General features: G+C 67.3%; 14 protein-coding genes. 1 reads left to right on the top strand and 13 read right to left on the bottom strand.

What is annotated here, in order from left to right:
- Positions 1-20 precede the first annotated feature (20 nt).
- The 9 genes from ASF61_RS19570 to ASF61_RS19530 form a co-directional block, all read right to left on the bottom strand.
- A complete protein-coding gene (locus ASF61_RS19570; protein ID WP_056159875.1) occupies positions 21-2,123 on the bottom strand; it encodes a LamG-like jellyroll fold domain-containing protein in 2,103 nt (700 codons plus the stop codon).
- A 113-nt stretch (positions 2,124-2,236) separates the two neighbouring features.
- A complete protein-coding gene (locus ASF61_RS19565; protein WP_056159869.1) occupies positions 2,237-4,570 on the bottom strand; it encodes a glycoside hydrolase family 2 TIM barrel-domain containing protein in 2,334 nt (777 codons plus the stop codon).
- Between the two features lie 175 nt (positions 4,571-4,745).
- Positions 4,746-7,037, bottom strand: coding sequence for a xanthine dehydrogenase family protein molybdopterin-binding subunit (locus ASF61_RS19560; protein ID WP_056159866.1), 2,292 nt, complete (start codon positions 7,035-7,037; stop codon positions 4,746-4,748).
- Complete coding sequence (locus ASF61_RS19555; RefSeq protein WP_200919913.1) at positions 7,034-8,083, bottom strand: xanthine dehydrogenase family protein subunit M; 1,050 nt, start codon at positions 8,081-8,083, stop codon at positions 7,034-7,036. The genes ASF61_RS19560 and ASF61_RS19555 overlap by 4 nt, the downstream gene beginning before the upstream one ends.
- Positions 8,080-8,658 (bottom strand): (2Fe-2S)-binding protein, encoded by a 579-nt coding sequence (locus tag ASF61_RS19550; protein WP_056159860.1) that lies wholly within the window; start codon positions 8,656-8,658, stop codon positions 8,080-8,082. Before ASF61_RS19550 ends, ASF61_RS19555 begins: the two co-directional genes overlap by 4 nt.
- A 107-nt stretch (positions 8,659-8,765) precedes the next feature.
- Complete coding sequence (locus tag ASF61_RS19545) at positions 8,766-8,954, bottom strand: hypothetical protein (protein WP_056159857.1); 189 nt, start codon at positions 8,952-8,954, stop codon at positions 8,766-8,768.
- Positions 8,955-9,297: 343 nt separating this feature from the next.
- On the bottom strand, positions 9,298-11,451 hold the full coding sequence (locus ASF61_RS19540) for an ATP-binding protein (RefSeq protein WP_229205938.1): 2,154 nt from the start codon (positions 11,449-11,451) through the stop codon (positions 9,298-9,300).
- 174 nt (positions 11,452-11,625) lie between these two features.
- A complete protein-coding gene (locus tag ASF61_RS19535; RefSeq protein WP_156369652.1) occupies positions 11,626-12,042 on the bottom strand; it encodes a hypothetical protein in 417 nt (138 codons plus the stop codon).
- A 158-nt stretch (positions 12,043-12,200) separates the two neighbouring features.
- On the bottom strand, positions 12,201-13,109 hold the full coding sequence (locus ASF61_RS19530) for a LysR family transcriptional regulator (protein ID WP_200919917.1): 909 nt from the start codon (positions 13,107-13,109) through the stop codon (positions 12,201-12,203).
- Between the two features lie 135 nt (positions 13,110-13,244).
- Here ASF61_RS19530 and hmgA point away from each other — a divergent pair, with 135 nt between their 5' ends.
- Positions 13,245-14,540 (top strand): homogentisate 1,2-dioxygenase, encoded by a 1,296-nt coding sequence (gene hmgA, locus ASF61_RS19525; RefSeq protein ID WP_056159846.1) that lies wholly within the window; start codon positions 13,245-13,247, stop codon positions 14,538-14,540.
- 162 nt (positions 14,541-14,702) lie between these two features.
- Here the strand turns inward: hmgA and ASF61_RS19520 are convergent, their stop codons facing one another.
- The 4 genes from ASF61_RS19520 to ASF61_RS19505 are packed head-to-tail and all read right to left on the bottom strand — an operon-like array spanning position 14,703 to position 17,609.
- A complete protein-coding gene (locus ASF61_RS19520; protein WP_056159843.1) occupies positions 14,703-15,437 on the bottom strand; it encodes a GGDEF domain-containing protein in 735 nt (244 codons plus the stop codon).
- Positions 15,434-15,814 carry a DUF1987 domain-containing protein gene (locus ASF61_RS19515; protein ID WP_056159840.1) on the bottom strand — a complete coding sequence of 127 codons (381 nt, stop codon included), beginning with the start codon at positions 15,812-15,814 and terminating at the stop codon, positions 15,434-15,436. The genes ASF61_RS19520 and ASF61_RS19515 overlap by 4 nt, the downstream gene beginning before the upstream one ends.
- Positions 15,815-15,819: 5 nt before the next feature.
- Positions 15,820-16,377, bottom strand: a complete 558-nt coding sequence (locus tag ASF61_RS19510; RefSeq protein ID WP_056159837.1) for a SiaB family protein kinase — start codon at positions 16,375-16,377, stop codon at positions 15,820-15,822.
- An 11-nt stretch (positions 16,378-16,388) separates the two neighbouring features.
- Positions 16,389-17,609 carry a SpoIIE family protein phosphatase gene (locus ASF61_RS19505; RefSeq protein ID WP_056159834.1) on the bottom strand — a complete coding sequence of 407 codons (1,221 nt, stop codon included), beginning with the start codon at positions 17,607-17,609 and terminating at the stop codon, positions 16,389-16,391.
- Positions 17,610-17,624: the final 15 nt, after the last annotated feature.

Genomic DNA, 17,624 nt, shown 5'->3' with positions numbered 1-17,624 from the left:
CCTGCAGGCGCGCACCCGTTTTACGAGGTGCGCCGGGCCGTCAGCCATTGCGACGCCTTCAGCGCGCCGGCCGCGATGCGGATCTCGCCGATATTGCCGAAGAAGCCATCGGCGCGCACGCCATCCCACGAACCGCCGCCGACCACCCACGGCGCGCTGGCCGACAGCGTCGCCAGGCCCGCGACATTGCTGCTGTTGCGCAGTACCGGCGCCCCTTCCACGTACATCACCGTATCGTGCGTGACCGGGTCGTTGATGATGGCGATATGGACCCAGGTGCCGGCGATGATTTCTCCGGACCAGCTGGCCAGCCCCTCGCGTGCGCCGCTCACGTCGGGCACCACTTCCCACTGCACTTCGCGCAGGCTGGAAATGGCGAACAGCAGCGGCGGCGATTCGCCGTCGCCGCCGTCGAAGCCCGGCAGGTCGCTGCGCCGGCCGTCGCGGGTCATGATGTTCATCCAGGCGTGGCTGGCCTTGTTCCAGCCGGGCGCGATCTTGATGAACGCTTCGATGGTGTAGCCGGTGGTGGCGAAGGTCTGGGCGTTGATCGCAGCCGAGGGGTTGGTCAGGAAGTAGCTGAGGCGTGGCACGTTCTTGTCGGTGTTGAGGAAGCTGACCGAACCGGGCGCCGCCGACAGGTGGTGGCGGTCGCTGCTCCAGACGATGTCGCCCGCCTCGGCATTTCTTACGCCCTGGTTGTCGAGCGCGTCGCGCACCAGCGGGTTGGCGCCGCTGACGTCGGCGATCCGGGTGCCGGGCGCCACCGCTGCACCGTCGCTGCCGCCGAAGAAACGCCAGTGCGCCACCGTGGACGCCACTTTCGGATAATCGTCGGCATCCTTCGGCGCCACCGGCGCCACCACCGCCGGCTCCGTGTACCCCTTGAGCACCAGCGCCCTGGCCTGCTCGACCAGCGACGACGCCACCGTGGCCTGGCCGGTGCCGAACGTGGGATTGAACCGCGCGAAGCGCCTGGCGAAATCGATCGCGATGGTGAACGCCTGGTTGGTCTCGGTCAGCACCGCGCGGTCGAAGCTGTTGAGCGTGTCCGCCGGTTTCATCGGCACCCACGGCGAGAACGACAGCACCTTGATCTGCTTGTTGGTCAGGTCGAACTCGTACAGCCGCATCAGCCCATTGCCGCCCTGGTAGGCCATCTGGTAATCGACCACCATTTCCTCGACCGGGTTGCCGAAGTCGTTGGTCTTGGTTAGGTGGGCGGCGCCATGGTGGTGGCCGTTCAAGGTCATGAAGATCTGGTCGTTATCGCGTATCAGCTTGTCCCATACCATTTTGCCGTAGTCGGTTTCCAGCGGGCTGACGGCGTCCGGCGCGATATTGAGCAGCTGGTGGTTGACCAGGATGACCGGCAGCGTCGGATGGTCGGTCAGCACCTTGCGCGCCCAGGCGATGCCTTCGTCCGAGATGCGCCACGACAGCGACAGCACCAGGAAGCGCTGGTCCTGGGCCGTGAAGATGTGGTACTCGTGGAAACCGCTGTCATCGCGCGCCCCGAAGGTAGCCTGGCGTTGCGCCCGACGGGTGCCGAACCACTGCAGATAAGGCTCGTTGGCCAGCACGCGCTGGGCGTCCGTGCCACGGGTCTGGTCGCCGCTGTAATCGAGGTCGTTGAGCACATCGTGATTGCCGGCCAGGATGGAATACGGCAGCTTGGCCACTTCCAGCACCTGCATGGCGCTGTCGGCCACCTTCCATTGTTCGGGCTTGCCCACCTGGTCCACCACGTCGCCGAGGTGGATCAGGAACGGGATGTTGAGCGCCTGGGCGTTGCGCGCCACCCAGCTGGTCTGGGCGGCGAACGGTTCGTTGCCGTAATGGCGCTCGTACTGGTTGTTCTCGCCCGACGTGGCGTAGCGCGCATAGAACTGGGTATCGGGCAGTACGGCCAGCGCGAAGCTCGAGATTTTTGCGGCCGTGGCAGGCGCCGGTGCCGGTGTGTCACTCACCGCCGCGCTGCCGCCGCCGCAGCCGGCCAGCAGGCCGCCCACCGACAGGCCGGTGGCCGACGCCAGACCCATTTTCAGCAGCGTGCGGCGACCGCTGCGCGGGGTGTCCGTCGGTGCGGCGGGAGTGTGATCGTTGCTGACATCGTTGCGCATGGCCGGCCCTGGAAGGTTGGAATGCCAACGATTCTAGGGCCCGCTTGTGACGCCGCCATGACAGGCTTGCCGATCGAAAGTGTCGGTCGGCAGCTGCCTCGATGGCATCCTTGCTACAGCGCGCCGCGCAGCTGGCCGGCAGTCGCCACGATAGCACCCTTGGCGCCCTTCGCGCCTTTGCCGGTCACCCGTACCAGCACGCTGGCAATACCGGCTTCCGTCGTCACGCTGGCCGGTCCGACGATCTCGTAGGCGCCGCCCGCGGTGAATGTGACCGACTGACCGCTGGCGGTCACCAGGTTGCCGCTGGCGTCGAGCAGCCGTGCACGCACGAACACCAGGTCGCCGGCGGCGGATTTCACGCCCAGGTCGTCCACTGCCACGCCCAGGCGGGCCGGCGCGTCGGGCGTGCGCACCACGTGTTCGGCGACTTGTTTGCCGCCGAGGTAGGCGACCGCTTTCAGTTCGCCCGGCGCGAACTGGCCGGCATCGAATTCCAGCGGCGGATGCCGGAGCTTGGGATAGGTCTTGGTCGGGGCGCTTTTCACGCGGCCCAGGCTTTTCCCGTTCAGCAACAGCTCGACCTCGTCGGCGTTGGAAAACACGCGCACCAGCGGCGACGATGCGGGCGTCCAGTAGCTGGCGATGAAGACCATCGGACCGCCGCCCCACTTGCCGGTCTCCAGGGCGCTGCGCTGCGACTGGAAGAACGCGTGCGAGAATTTCGGCAGGCGGTCGATGCTCATGATGCCCGACGATTCCAGGTCCGGTGCATAACCGCGCCCGTAATCGAACATGACCCAGTAGCCGTCGGCGATGGCGCCGGTCGTGAAGTTGTCGTCGTGCGCTTCGGCCAGGTTCTTGGCCTGCTGCAGCAGCCGGGCTTCGCCGTCGGTCAGCAGCTGGCGGCTGCTGCGGTCGGCCGCCTTCAGATCGCCCCAGGCCGTCTGGTTGAACCCTGCGTTCATCGCATAGTATTCCCAGTCGCCGTACTCGGAGACGATCAGGGGTTTGTCGGGCAGCGGGCGCTTGTCTTCCAGGCGGTGCTGGCGCGCCTGCAGGTACACGTCATAGGTCTGCGGCACCCAGCCGGCCGAGTAGCCCTGGTCGCCGGGGAATTCGGCGTGCACCGTGCGGTGCAGCCGGTCGATCAGCGCGTCGGGCATCTGCGTTTCGTTGAGCGAGCATTCCCAGGCCAGCACGCTGGCGTGGTTGCGGTCGCGGCGCACCATGTCGGCGCAGGTCTTGACCACCTGGCTGGAAAACGCCGGATCGGGATTGAAATACTGCCAGCCGGGGATGCCGGGCAGGACCATGATGCCCAGTTCGTCGGCGGCAGCCATGAACGCGGGCGAATGCGGGTAATGCGACAGGCGGATGTAATCGAACCCGGCGCGCTTGATCAGCAGCGCATCGCGGTAGTCGGCCTGCGGCGAGAGCGCATAGCCGACATACGGGTATTCCTGGTGCCGGTTCACGCCGCGCAGGAAGGTCGGCTCGCCGTTGATCAGCAGCTTGCCCTTGCCCATCTCGATGCGGCGGATGCCGATGCGGGTGGTGACCAGGTCCGACCGGCCGTTGCTGACGACCGTGGTCTGCAGCGCGTACAGGTTGGGCGCCTTCGGCGACCACAGTTGCGGATGCGGCACCGCGAGATCGCGCGTGATGTGGCGGCACTCGCCGGCGGCCAGCTTGACGCTTTCAGCGTCCTTGGCCGCGCGCGTTGCCCCGCTCATCAGCTGGTGGCGCAGTTCGGCCGTGCGCGGCTCGGCAGCGGTGTTGCACACTTCCGCCTTGACGCGCACGGTGGCCTGCGCCTTGTCCACCTGCGGATAGGTGACGAAGATGCCGCCGCCGGCTTCGGTGTTGGACAGCATCTCGTCGCTGATATGGACGGCCGGCTTGATCGTCAGCGTGACGTCGCGGTAGATGCCGCCGTACTGGATGTAGTCGAGGTCCTTGAGCGGCTTGGGGCCGGTGATCGCATTGTCTTCGTTATTGATGCGCACCACCAGTTCGTTGGCGCCGCCCGCCTTCAGGTACGGCGTCACGTCGTAGGCGAACGGCAGGTAGCCGCCCAGGTGCTGGCCCAGGTGCTTGCCGTTCACCCACACGTCGGCCACGTTCATCGCGCCCTCGAAGCGCACAATCGCCTGCTCGCCGGGCGTTACCCTGGCGTCGAACGTTTTCCGGTAGAACGCCGTGCCCTGCCAGGAATTGACCGGCACCTTGGCCTCCAGGCGCGCCGTGTGCGGCAGGTTGACGCGGGTCCAGCCGTTGGCCGGCACCTGGTCGACGGTGGCGGCGACCCTGGCGTCGTCGCGGTAGAAGTCCCAGGACTGATTGAGGCTGGTGGCTGCGCTGCCTGACACCGGCGCTGCCGCGGCCAGCGTCAGCAAGCCGATGGATGGAAAATGCTTCGTAAGCCTCGCGATAAAACTGGACATGGTACCTGGAACTCCCCCGAAACTGGATCAATGGACGGACCAGCGGCGGGCGGTTGCAGGCGACCGGGCCGGTGATCACGGCGCAGTATATCGAGGATTGTTTTGGGGTGCGGGGCGTATACAAATTATTCATGGTTTGCACCGACTTTGTTATACGCCCCGCTTGCCGGGCTGCCTAGGCACGCATCACCTTCTCCGGCGTCATCGGCGTGCTACGCACGCGCTGGCCGGTAGCGTGGTAGATGGCATTGCACACGGCCGCCGCCACGCCCACCTGGCCGATTTCGCCGACGCCCTTGGCGCCGATGCGGCTGACGATGCGGTCGTCCTCCTGCACGAACAGCACGTCGATGTCATGGATGTCGGCATTGACCGAGACGTGGTACTCGGACAGGTTGTGGTTCATGAAGCGGCCGAGCCGGTGGTCGCAGTGGGTTTCTTCGTGCAGCGCCTGGCCGATGCCCCACACCACGCCGCCGATGATCTGGCTGCGCGCAGTCTTGGCGTTGATGATGCGGCCCGCTGCGACGGCACTGACCACGCGCGTGACGCGCACGGTGCCGAATTCGGGATCGACCCGCACCTCGACGAACACCGCCGAGTGGGTGGCGCGCTGGTATTTCATCTGCTTGAGCATATTGGGCAGCATCAGGTATTTTTCCTCGAGCGGCGCCGTCAGGCCGCCCAGTACCTGCAGCAGCGGCACGCTGGTGCCGGGGATGCCGCGCAGGCGGACCTCGCCGTCGGCAAACTCCACGTCCTCCAGGCGCGCGGTCGCCAGCGGCGAACCCGGTAGATCCTTGGCCAGCTTGAATACGCTCTTCTGCAGCTTTTCGCACACGCCGGCAACCGCCGAACCGACCGTGGCCACGTGCGACGAGCCGCCTTCGATCGGCGCCACCGGCAAGGTGGAGTCGCCGAGCTGGAACCGGACTTTTTCCAGCGGCAGCCCCATGGCTTCGGCTGCGATGATGCTCATCGCGGTATAGGTGCCGGTGCCGATGTCGGAGGCGGCGCTGCTAATCACCAGGCTGCCGTCGGCGTGCAGCACGGCGCTGGCGCGGGCGAACATCTGCATCGCATCCCACATGCCGGTGGCCATGCCCCAGCCGATCAGTTCCCGGCCTTCGCGCATGGTGCCCGGTTCCAGCGGCCGCCGCTCCCAGCCGAAGCGCTGGGCGCCCTGCAAATAGCATTCGCGCAGCTCCTTGGTCGAATACGGCATGCCGTGGGTAGGATCGAGCTCGGCGTAGTTTTTCAGGCGCAGCGCCAGCGGGTCCATGTTCAGCGCATACGACAGTTCGTCCATCGCCACTTCCAGGGCGTGCACGCCGTGGGCGGCGCCGGGGGCGCGCATGTCCATCGGGCTGGCGTGGTCGAGATCGACGATCTTGTAGCCGAGCCGGATATGCTCGCACGCATACAGCTCGCCCGACCAGTTGACCACCACTTCCACGTAGTCCTCGTAGCGCGACGTTTCTGCCACCGCTTCGTGGATGATCGAGGTCAGCGTGCCGTCGGCATCGGCCGACAGTTTGAGACGCTGCTGGGTTTCCGGACGGTGGCCGAAGGTGAACATTTGCTGGCGCGTGAGCACCACCCGCACCGAGCGTTCGAGCTTGAGGGCGGCCATCACGGCCAGCGGCAGCTGGTACTGCGGGCGCAGGCCGGAACCGAAGGCGCCGCCCACGTAGGGGTTGCGCACGGTGACCTTGTCCTTGGACAGCCCGAACACATGGGACACGTACCAGCGGCTGTTCTGCGAGCTTTGGGTCTTGTCGTAGATGGTCAGGTGGCCGTCGGCGCCGTGCAGCACGGTGGTGGCAAACATCTCGAGCGGGTTGTGGTGCTCCACGCCGCTGTAGTACGACGCCTCGATCTTGACGGCGGCCTTGTCCCACACCTCGTCCGGGTGGCCCTTGACGTCGGGCGGCGGCGTGTAGCCGGCCTTCAGGCGGCTCGGCTTCTTGGCGCGGCCCTGGTGTTCGAGCAGGTAGGTTTCGTGCGGCTCGACGTCGTAGTCGACCCGCACCAGTGCGGCCGCGTGACGCGCCGCCTCGAAGCTCTCGGCCACCACCAGCGCTACCGGCTGGCCGCTGTAGTGCACCTCGCTGTCGTACAGCGGCCGGTAGGGCGAGCCGCCGGGCGCCGTCATGTCCTTGTAAAAGATGTCGAACGAGCGGATCTTGGGACGGTTCTCGTGCCAGATCACGTCCACCACGCCCGGCACCGCCAGCGCGGCGGCCGGATCGAGCACCCTGATGCGGCCGCGCGCAATGGTGCCGCTGATCACCACGCCATACAGCAGACCGGCGTGGTCCGGTTCCGGTACGTATTCGGCGCTGTAGCGCGCCTGGCCGGTGACCTTGTCGCGCCCGTCCACGCGGGAAACGGCGTCGCCGATGCGCACCTGGCCGGTGCCGGGGGCCGCGCCCGGGGTGCGCAATGCCTGGATCAATTCGCTCACAATAAGTCCTCGCCTTCGGTCAGTTCCTCGGTGTTGTCATGGGTGCCCTCCACGGCTTGCGTGAGGGCGCGGATCACGGCGCGGCGCGCCATGGTGATCTTGAAATCGTTCTGGCCCTGGCCCCTGGCGCCGGCCAGCAGCAGGTCGGCCGCTTCGGCAAACGCCTGTTCGTCCACCTGGCGGCCGACCAGCACCGCTTCCGCAGCCGGCACGCGCCACGGCTTGTGGGCCACGCTGCCGACGGCGATTCGCGCCTCGCGCACCATGCCGTCCTCGCCGACATCGAGCATGGCGGCCACGGAGACCAGCGCAAACGCATACGACGCCCGGTCGCGGAACTTCAGGTAAGCCGAATGGCGCACGAACTGCGGCGCCGGCGGCAGGTCGATATGGGTAATCAGTTCGCCCGCTTCGAGCACGGTGTCCTGCTCCGGGTGCTCGCCCGGCAGGCGGTGGAACTCGGCAAACGGGATGCGCCGCTCGCCGGCGCTCGAGCGCACGCAGACCACGGCGTCCAGTGCGGCCAGCGCCACGCACATGTCCGATGGATGGGTGGCGATGCAATGCTCGCTGGCGCCGAGGATCGCATGCTGGCGCGTGAGACCGCCGACGGCGCTGCAGCCGCTGCCCGGCGCGCGCTTGTTGCAGGCGGTGGTGGCATCGTAAAAATAATGGCAGCGCGTGCGCTGCAGCAGGTTGCCGCCGTTGCTGGCCATGTTGCGGATCTGCGGCGACGCCCCGGCCAGGATCGCGGCCGTCAGCACCGGATACTGTGCGCGCACCAGCGGATGGTAGGCGGTGTCCGCGTTGCGCGCGATGGCGCCGAGCCGCAGGCCGCCGTCCGGCGCCGGCGCGATCTGCTCCAGCGGCAGCGCGTTGATATCGACCAGCTGCTGCGGGCCCATCACGCGCTCTTTCATCAGGTCGAGCAGGTTGGTGCCGCCGGCAATGACTTTCGACGGCGCGGCATTGGCGTCGGCGCCCGCGTACAGGTGGGTCAGCGCGCCGTTGACGTCGAGCGGCGCCACGTAGGTGACCGGGTTCATGCGGGCACCGTGCCGGGCTGGAATGGACGGGACGGGTCGTCGTGGCCGGGGATGCCCATCACTTCCGTGACAGCAGCCACGATGCCGGGATAGGCGCCGCAGCGGCAGACGTTACCGCTCATCAGCTCGCGCACCTGGCCGGCCGTGCAGGCCGTGCCTTCGTTCATTAGGCCGACGGCCGAACACAGCTGGCCGGACGTGCAATAGCCGCACTGGAAAGCATCGTGGTCGATGAACGCCTGCTGCAGCGGATGCAGCCGGTCACCGTCCGCCAGGCCCTCGACCGTGGTGACGTCTTTGCCGTTCTGCATGACGGCCAGGGTCAGGCAGGAGTTGATGCGGCGGCCGCCGACCAGCACGGTGCAAGCGCCGCACTGGCCATGGTCGCAGCCCTTCTTGGAGCCGGTCAGGCCCGCGTGCTCACGCAGCAGGTCGAGCAGCGTGACCCAGGCTTCCACGCGGAATTCCTGCTGGCGGCCGTTGATGGTCAGGGTGAGCGGATAGGTTTGTGCCGCGCCATGGCTGTGGCCAGGCTGGGCGGTGCCCGGGGGCACGAGGGTTTCGGGTGCGTTCATGGGGGCATTTATGGTCTGAGTGGAGTCTTCCCACTGTAGCCGGGCGCGCCCATGCGCTGTGTGGGGCAGCTAACACTGCTCCCCGCTGTTGCCGTAATAAGCCGCCTTTATCCGGCAACCATGCCCGCCTTGACGTCGCGGCATGAAACCTTCTTACCTTTTTTGAGATAAGCAGCCTCGATGCGCTGGCAATCGGTATAGTCGGCGACGACCACGAACACGTAGCCGATCACGGACAAAGCGACGGCCACCATGGCGCACAGGATGACGATTTTGCTGAACTTCTGGGAAGACATGGCGTGTTGGATGGAGCTGGAACGGATGTCGATGATACCACGCCACGCTGATCGTTTGCGCTGGCCTTCAGCGCAAGGCGCAGCCGCGAAGACAGTACGTGAGTACGGCGAGCGGCTGCAACGCCGCACTAGAGGTCAGTATGTTCGGCGAGCGAGCGCCCGCGCTGGCCTTCAGCGCAAGGCGCAGCCGCGAAGACAGTACGYSAGTACGGCGAGCGGCTGCAACGCCGCGCTCGAGGTCAGTATGTTCGGCGAGCGAGCGCCCGCGCTGGCCTTCAGCGCAAGGCGCAGCCGCGAAGACAGTACGCCAGTACGGCGAGCGGCTGCAACGCCGCGCTGGAGGTCAGCGCGGGCGCTCGGCGGTGGCAAGCTGGAGATCGTCGAGGGAGGCAGGCTTAGTCAAATGCAAGTCAAACCCCGCCGCATAGGCGCGCTCCACGTCTTCCTTCTGGCCGTATCCGGTCAACGCCACCAGCCGCACCGCGCTGCCGCCGGCTTCGGCGCGGATCGCCGCAGCCAGCGTGTAGCCGTCCATGTCCGGCAGGCCGATATCGAGGATGGCCACCTGCGGCATCGCCTCCCGCACCGCTGCCAGCGCGGCCGCGCCGCTGTGGGCAGTGCGCACCGCGTGTCCCATCAGGGTCAGCAGCTCGGCGCCGGCAGCGGCGGCATCGACATTGTCATCGACCAGCAGCACCTGCAAGCCCGCCTGCGCGGCGTCGACACGGTGCGCTGCCAGGAGCTCTGACGGCGCCGCCAGCGGCAGCAATACCTCGAAGCGGCTGCCCTGCCCCGGGCCGGGACTGCTGGCCGTCACCTGGCCGCCGTGCAGTTCGACGATCTTGCGCACGATGGCCAGGCCCAGCCCGAGACCGCCGGTACGACGCGCTAGCGATTGCGGCGCCTGCTGGAACGGCTCGAACACGCGTGCCAGCAAGTCGGTGGACATGCCGATGCCGTTGTCGCTGACCACCAGCCGCGCCTGCTCGGCTTCTGCCGTCAGCGACACGTGGGTGGCGCTGCTGCCGAAACGCGACGCGTTCGACAACAGGTTGTTGAGCACCTGGGTCAGGCGGCTGTCGTCGCCCTGCACCCACAGCGCGGGCGGCAGGCTGGCCGAGACCGACTGGTCGGCCACGGCCGACACCGCGTGCCGCGCGACGTCGGCCAGGTTGACCGGGCGCAGGTCGATCTGCAGCTTGCCGGAAATGATGCGCGAAACGTCGAGCAGATCGTCCACCAGGCGCCGCAGGTGTTCGACCTGGCGCCGCATCACGCCGCGCTCGCGCTGGCTGGCCGGGTCGTTGCGCAGATCGAGCAGATCGAGCGAGGTCACGATGGGACTGAGCGGGTTGCGCAATTCGTGTCCGAGCACGGCCAGGAACTCGTCCTTGGCGCGGCCGGCCTCGCGCGCCTCGGCCAGCGCCGCCTGGTGGCTGGTGAGGGCCTGGTTGAGGGAGTCCAGCAACAGCATCCGTTCGTGTTCGCGGGTATTGCGCTGGGCATCGGCCAGGGCCAGCGCCTGGCTGATCTGTTCCACCTCGGTCACCGACGAGGCCGACGGCGTCAGCGGCGCCCCGGATCCGAGTGCCGCGGCATTTTGCTGCAAGGCGCCGATGGTGCCCACCAGCCGGGCCGACAGCAGCGAAGCGAGGCCGAAACACACGAGCAGCGAGACGGCAATGCCCGCCCCGTACAAGCCCAGTCCCTGCATGGACGCGGCAGACAGCTGCTCGGCAGGACGGCCCACCACCGCCAGCCAGTTGAAATGCGACAGGGTGGTGTAGGCGGTCACCATCTCCTGGCCTTCGCTGGTACGGGCTATGCCCACGCCCTCGGCCCCGTGCTCGGCCATCAGCGCGATCAGCGAGGCGCTCGGCGGCGCGCCCACCCGGCCCTCCTGATTGCGCGAGCGGGCCACCACCGACTGGCTGCTGTCGCGGATGGCGGTCAGGGCGCCGCCCAGGCCCTGCTGGCGGTCGAGCAGGCGCACCATGCGGTCGGGCCGCACCACGGCGGTAAGAATATACAGTTTGCCGGACGCGGTGATGACCGGCACCCGTACCGGAAAGGCATGCTGGCCGCGCGGCCCGCGCACGATGCGCCCGACCACGGGCTGGCGCGAGACCAGCGCCGCATGCAGGCTGTCGGGATCGGCCACCTTGCGCGGCGCCGCGTCGATCGGGTCGGCCGTCCACCACAGCACCTTGCCGGTACTGTCGGCCAGCATGACCGCGATCCATTCGGGCTGGGTATTGGCCAGCATGCGGGAGACGCCGTAAAACGCGTGCAGGTCGCCTTGCTGCAGTTCCGGTGCGCGGCCCAGGCCGGTGAGCACGCCGACGGTGCTGTCCAGTTCTGCGTCAGCGGCGCTCGACAGGGCGCGCGCCAGGTCCAGCATCAGGCGCTTCTGTTCACGCTGCTGGTACCGGCTGGCGTCGTGGATGCTCCAGGCGCCGACCAGCGCCAGTGGCAGCAGGCCGATCGCGGTCAGCATGATCAGCAAGTGCCGCAGGGGCCAGGTACGCCGGGAGCGAGGGAGCATAAGTTGCCAGAGAACGATAATCGGTTCGGCAGTTTAACTTATGCCCATTATTGTTGCGTCACAGTTGCAAAATAAACTACGCCAGCGGTCGCTCCGGCACCCATGGCGGGGCCGGCGCGATGCGCGTTAATGCGTGCGGGCGCGGCAGCGACCGCCGCGGTCACGCGCGGCCAGGTTCATCATCTCCACACCGGCAACCGTGCCGGCAGCAACGTGCCAGCCGCCTTCGCGCTCGAAATCGTCGAGTTCCGCGTCCAGCGTGCCCGGTGGCGCATCGCCGGCATGCAGCCAGTGGTGCAAAATGCTGAAATACATCTTCCCGATCAGGCCGTCGTCATGCGCCGCCAGCGGCCCGACCATGCCGGCGCCCGGCTGGAATGGCGTAAAGCGCAGCCGTACGCTGTCGTCGGCGGCGCTGTCGTCGGTGGAAAGGTGCACTTCGCCACCGGTGTCGATCCACAAGGTGTGGGTGCCGGCGCAGTCGTCGGCCTCGGCAATCAGGCGACGCAGTTCGCCCATCGTGGTTGCAGTAGTCAGATTCATCTCGGTCCTCCCTGGTTCGCTTGTCACGCTACACTCAACTTGCAGGACGATTGTGCGCCTGCCAGAGCCCGGTTCGCGTAGGACGGACGCGTATCGGCAGGTAGGAACGCGACAATGACGATTGTCGGCCAACGCCAGTCACCGCTCATGAGACACCATTAGTCACCAAAGGTTTCGGCCATCAGTTCGCGCAGCCAGCGATTGCCCGCATCGTCGCTGTAGCGCCGGTGCCAGAACAACCTGGTCTGCAAGGCCGGCAGCGGCAGCGGCGGCCTTGCAAAGACCAGGTCGAACGGCGCGGCTGCCCGCTGCGCCAGTTTTTCGGGCACCGTCACCACCAGGTCGGTGCTGCCGACGATGTAGGGCACGGCCATGAAATGCGGCACCTGGCAGGCGGCGGCCACCGGCACGCCGGCTTTTTCCAGCAAGGCGTTGACGCGATCGTAGGGGCTGCCTGACGCGGACACGATCAGGTGCTCGGCCGCCAGCAGGCGCCTGAGCGTGAGCTTGCCGGCGGCCAGCGCATGGCCCTTGCGGAACATCGTCACGTACTGCTGTTCGAACAGCCGCCGCTGGTACAGCGCGGGCGAGGCATCGTCAAAGGCGCCGACCGCCAGGTCCACCCGCCCCACTTCCATTTCACGCTTGAGATCGGTGGCGCCGGCCACCCTGACCGTGCTCACCTGCACTTTTGGCGCGCGCTGGCGCAGCAGGTCGATCAGCACCGGCATGAAGTACACCTCGCCCACGTCCGTCATCGCCAGCCGGAAGTGCCGCACGCTGGACGTCGCATCGAACGCTTGCGGCGCGTTGACGGCCTCGCCGATGGCGGCCAGGGCGCCGGCCACCGGCTCGGCCAGCCGTTCGGCAAACGGCGTCGGCTGCATCCCCTGCGCGGTCCGCACGAACAGCGCGTCGTCGAAGGTGCGGCGCAGCCGTCCCAGCGCATTGCTGACCGCCGATTGCGTCAGGTGCAGGCGCCGGGCCGCCAGCGAGATCTGGCGCTCGCGGTACACCTCGTGGAATACCACCAGCAGGTTGAGGTCGATATTGCGCAGGTCGGGCATGGACATGGTTGGAAAAACGGGAGCCACAGCCTACCATTATTTCGCCTGTAAATACTCTGTATTGATCCATTTGGCTCGCAAAACAGGTAATCGGTGCTTACAGTGATAAAAAACTGCCTCCATGGAGACCACGACATGCATAACGCCTACCAGTCCGGCTTCGGCAACGAATTCGCTACCGAAGCGCTGCCCGGCGCCTTGCCTGCGCACCGCAACTCGCCGCAGAACGCGGCTTACGGCCTGTACGCGGAGCAGATATCGGGCACCGCCTTCACGGCGCCGCGCAGCCACAACCGCCGCTCGTGGTTGTACCGCATCCGTCCGGCCGCCATGCACGAGCCGTTCCGGCAGCGCGAGAACGGCCGCATCGTGGCCGGCTTCGAGCAACTGGCCACGCCGCCGAACCAGTTGCGCTGGGATCCGCTGGCCCTGCCCTCGGCGCCTACCGACTTCATCGACGGCTGGGTCACGATGGCCGGCAACGGTTCGCCCGCCACGCAAACGGGCTGCGCGATCCACCTGTACGCCGCCAACCGCGACATGGACCGGCGTTATTTCTACTCGGCCGACGGCGAACTGCTGATCGTGCCGCAGCACGGCAGGCTGCAGCTGCGCACCGAGCTGGGCGTGCTGGACATCGCCCCGCACGAGATTGCCGTGATTCCGCGCGGCATACGCTTCCAGGTGCTGTTGCCCGACGGCGAGGCGCGCGGTTACGTGTGCGAGAATTTCGGCGCGCTGCTGCGCCTGCCCGACCTGGGGCCGATCGGCTCCAACGGCCTGGCCAATCCGCGCGACTTCCTGACGCCGTGCGCCCACTACGAAGACCGCGAAGGCGATTTCGAACTGGTGGCCAAGTTTTGCGGCAACCTGTGGAGCGCCGCGATCGGCCACTCGCCGCTCGACGTGGTGGCCTGGCACGGCAACTATGCGCCGTACAAGTACGACCTGCGCCACTTCAACACCATCGGCTCGATCAGCTACGACCACCCGGACCCGTCGATCTTCCTGGTGCTGCAATCGCCGAGCGACACGCCCGGCGTGGACAACCTCGACTTCGTGATCTTTCCGCCGCGCTGGCTGGCGGCGGAAGACACGTTCCGTCCGCCCTGGTTCCACCGCAATGTCGCCAGCGAATTCATGGGACTGATCCACGGCCAGTACGACGCCAAGGCCAGCGGCTTTCGCCCCGGCGGCGCCAGCCTGCACAACTGCATGAGCGGCCACGGTCCCGATGCGGCGACCTTCGACAAGGCCAGCGCCAGCGATACCAGCGTGCCGCACAAGGTGGCCGACACCATGGCCTTCATGTTCGAGACGCGCCACGTGCTGCATCCGACCGCCGGCGCGCTGGCCTCGCCCGATCTGCAGCCCGACTACGCGCAGTGCTGGGCCGGCATGGCCAGGCGCTTCGACCCTCAGCGGCCCTGAGCGTCCGCGCCCGGGCGGCCAGACTTCCACGTCAGGCCGCGCAGGCTTGCGTACTCTGGCGGCCAGCCTTGCGCGCGTCGACGGCCAGGCTTGCTCACCGGCGGCCAGGCTCACGCACTTGGCAGGCAATGCCGGCGCACCTGGACGGCCAGTCCTGCGCACTCAGTCCGCCATGCGCACGCAGTTGCGGCCGCTGCGTTTGGCGCAGTACAGCGCCTGGTCGGCGCGGCTGTAGGCTTGTTCGAACGTGCTGCCGCGCGCGCTCCAGCTCACGCCCACGCTGGCGGTGACGGCGACCGTGATCGGCGCCGGCCACGTGGCGCCGGCAATCGCCTGGCGCAGCCGCTCGCCCAGCGCCCTGCCAGCATCCGGGGACAAACCCGGCCACACCACCGAGAACTCCTCGCCGCCCACGCGGCCGATATAGGCCTGCCCGTCGGCCAGTGCCGTCAGGCAGGCTACCACGGTCTGGATCACGGCGTCGCCGGCAGGATGGCCGAAGCTGTCGTTGACCTGCTTGAAGAAGTCGATGTCGAGCACCACCAGCACGATGTCGTGCAGCAGCAGGCAGCTGCGGGCGTGCTCGATGACGGCGCCGCGGTTCAGGGCGCCGGTCAGCGGGTCGTGGCTGGCGCGGTATTCGAGTTGCCTGGTCAGCTCCTGCAGGCGGGCATTGAGCTGGTTCATCTGACGTTCGGCGCGGTCGCTGCGCTGGACCAGGCGCCGGCTCTCGCGCAGCAGCCGCTCGTAATGCGCCACCAGTTCGCGCAGCGCACCCGCATGGTCGCCAGGGCCGGCGGCGGCACTGCGCGCCTGGTCCAGCGCCAGCTGCTCGGCAGCAAACAGGTCGGGCTGCGCCCCGGCTGCAGCGCATGACGCGGCGACCGGCACGGTCATACCGGGCAGTCGGTGAACTGCAGCGCGGCGAAATCGTCGCGCAATTCCTCGCCGAATTCCATGATGGTGTCGTCTTCCTCGTCGCGGTACCAGTTGAGCAGCACATCGTTGCCGGCCAGCGCAGCGTGATTGAGCGCCTCGAACAGGGCAAACAGCATCTTGGTCGAGGAACTGTTGAAGTACGCCAGCGAGACGTGCACCGTGACGGTCTGTTCGTGGCAGTCGGCCAGGTAGCGGCGCAGGTGCTCGATGACGGGGCCGTAAAAGGCGGCCGCATTTTCCGGATACGATTCGCCCTTGAGCGACAGCACGTGGTCGGGAAAACGGAAGTCCACCTCGGGCGAGGTGGGGGTTGCAGCGATAAATAAGGCGTCCATGGTGGTCAGATGATGGCTTTGATGCAGAAGATGGTGGTATCGGGCTCGTTCGGCGACGGCGCAAACTCGAATTCGAGCGGCTCGCTGGCCTCGCGCGCCATGGTGAGAAAGCCGAGTCCTGCGCCCTTGCTGTCGTGCGGCACTTCGGCGCGCAGCGCTTGCCGGTAGGCGGCCTTGATTTCCTCGACCGTCATGGTGCGCAGGCCTTCGAGGCGGCTGCGCAGGCCCGGCACGCGGTCGGATGCGACCGGGTTGGCGCACAGCAGGAAGAAGTGCTCGCCGCTGGTGCCGATGCAGAACGAGCCGCGCCGCATCTGGCGATCGCGCTGGTCGCCCGGGGTCAGCGCCTCGGAAGAATAGTGCATGATGTTCTGCGACATCTCGACAAACGCCGAGAAGATGCGCCGCCGCGTGGGCCCGGCCGCGCCGGCGCTGTCGAGCCGGGCGCGGATGGTTTCGGAAATGGCTGCCACGACCGGCTGTGAAAAATAGCCGGCATAAAAGAAGATCACGTGGCGCTTTTGCGCCACCTGCCATAATTCGTCGAATTCCTGGTACAACACGGTGCTACTCCTCAAGGCCGGCAACAAAAGAAAGTCAGGTCGTCGCGCCGCGGCTGGGCGCCCTGCCACGCACCCAGCGCAGCGAGCAGCGTCTGCGCCAGCGCGCGGGCGCTGGCGCCGCCTTGGGCTGCCAGCAGCTCGCGCACGCGCCGCTTGCCGAAGGCGATCGCCTTGCCGCCGCCGATCTGGTCGATCAGCCCGTCGGTGGTGACGAAGACCAGCGCATCGGGGGCCAGCTCCACCACGTGGGTCGGCCAGACCTGGCCGGGATCGGTATCGACATAGCCGAGGCCCGCCCGCTCGCCCTCCACCACCTGCACAGGCTGGCCGGGCGCCAGCAGATGCAGCGCGATGCGCGCGCCGGCGAAATGCAGGCGGCGGGTGCTGCGCTCGAACCACAGCAGGCAGGCGTCCAGGCCATCGTCCGACTCGGCCACGGCGCGCTGTTCGGCGGTCTGCCCCAGCAGCGACTTGATGCCGCCGCTGACCTGCTGCAGCAGGCGGCCCGGGTCGCGCGGTCCCACGCGCTGCAGCGACTGGCTCAGCACCTGCGACGCGATCAGGGTCATGAACGCGCCCGGCACGCCATGGCCGGTGCAGTCGCCGAGCGCCACGAACCAGCCGTCGTCGTGCTGCTCGACCAGGTAGAAATCGCCGCCGACCAAGTCGCGCGGCTGCCATTCGAGGTGGCTGTCGCCGAGCCGCGCCAGCGCATCGCGCGACGGCTTGAGCACCGCGCGCTGGATCACGCTGGCGTATTCGATGCTGTGCATGATCTGGCGGTTGCGTTCGGCCTGCAGGGTGGCCACCACGTTCATCAGCTGCAGGCCGAAGCCCACGCCGGCCAGCTCGCCACGGTTGGTGATGATGAAGCCGTCGGCCAGCGCCTTTTCGCCGGAAGCGACCGCCCGGAACGCCAGGTCCTCGATGCTGACATCGCATTCGACGATCAGCGGATCCTTGTCCATGAAGGCGATGCAGCTCTTCTTGCTGTACAGCTCCTGGTAAAACGGCTTGGACATGTGCGACATGAAGATGTTGCGGCTGATCAGGCCGATGGGACGGCCGCCGTCGAGCACGGGCAAACTCAGCAGATCGCGGCGCTCGCTGAACAGCGCGTGGACGTCGGCATTGCAGGCGTCGGCAGCGACAAAGACCGAATCGCGGCACAGGTCGGCGGCGGTGGACTGGCGGTAGCGCGGTAGATGCTGGCGTGAAGCGTCGAATTCCACAGTTCACCTGATCAA

Origin of the sequence: Duganella sp. Leaf126, from assembly GCF_001423125.1 — a bacterium.
Taxonomy (GTDB): Bacteria; Pseudomonadota; Gammaproteobacteria; order Burkholderiales; family Burkholderiaceae_D; genus Rugamonas.
Note: the sequence above shows the minus strand (reverse complement) of the source record. Positions and strands in the feature narration are given on the sequence as shown.

Excerpts from the sequence above, each read along its gene's own strand:
- ASF61_RS19570 (WP_056159875.1), bottom strand. The coding sequence starts at position 2,123 with ATGCGCAACGATGTCAGCAACGATCACACTCCCGCCGCACCGACGGAC.
- ASF61_RS19565 (WP_056159869.1), bottom strand. The coding sequence starts at position 4,570 with ATGTCCAGTTTTATCGCGAGGCTTACGAAGCATTTTCCATCCATCGGC.
- ASF61_RS19555 (WP_200919913.1), bottom strand. The coding sequence starts at position 8,083 with ATGAACCCGGTCACCTACGTGGCGCCGCTCGACGTCAACGGCGCGCTG.
- ASF61_RS19550 (WP_056159860.1), bottom strand. The coding sequence starts at position 8,658 with ATGAACGCACCCGAAACCCTCGTGCCCCCGGGCACCGCCCAGCCTGGC.
- ASF61_RS19545 (WP_056159857.1), bottom strand. The coding sequence starts at position 8,954 with ATGTCTTCCCAGAAGTTCAGCAAAATCGTCATCCTGTGCGCCATGGTG.
- ASF61_RS19540 (WP_229205938.1), bottom strand. The coding sequence starts at position 11,451 with ATGCTGACCGCGATCGGCCTGCTGCCACTGGCGCTGGTCGGCGCCTGG.
- ASF61_RS19535 (WP_156369652.1), bottom strand. The coding sequence starts at position 12,042 with ATGAATCTGACTACTGCAACCACGATGGGCGAACTGCGTCGCCTGATT.
- ASF61_RS19530 (WP_200919917.1), bottom strand. The coding sequence starts at position 13,109 with ATGCCCGACCTGCGCAATATCGACCTCAACCTGCTGGTGGTATTCCAC.
- hmgA (WP_056159846.1), top strand. The coding sequence starts at position 13,245 with ATGCATAACGCCTACCAGTCCGGCTTCGGCAACGAATTCGCTACCGAA.
- ASF61_RS19520 (WP_056159843.1), bottom strand. The coding sequence starts at position 15,437 with ATGACCGTGCCGGTCGCCGCGTCATGCGCTGCAGCCGGGGCGCAGCCC.
- ASF61_RS19515 (WP_056159840.1), bottom strand. The coding sequence starts at position 15,814 with ATGGACGCCTTATTTATCGCTGCAACCCCCACCTCGCCCGAGGTGGAC.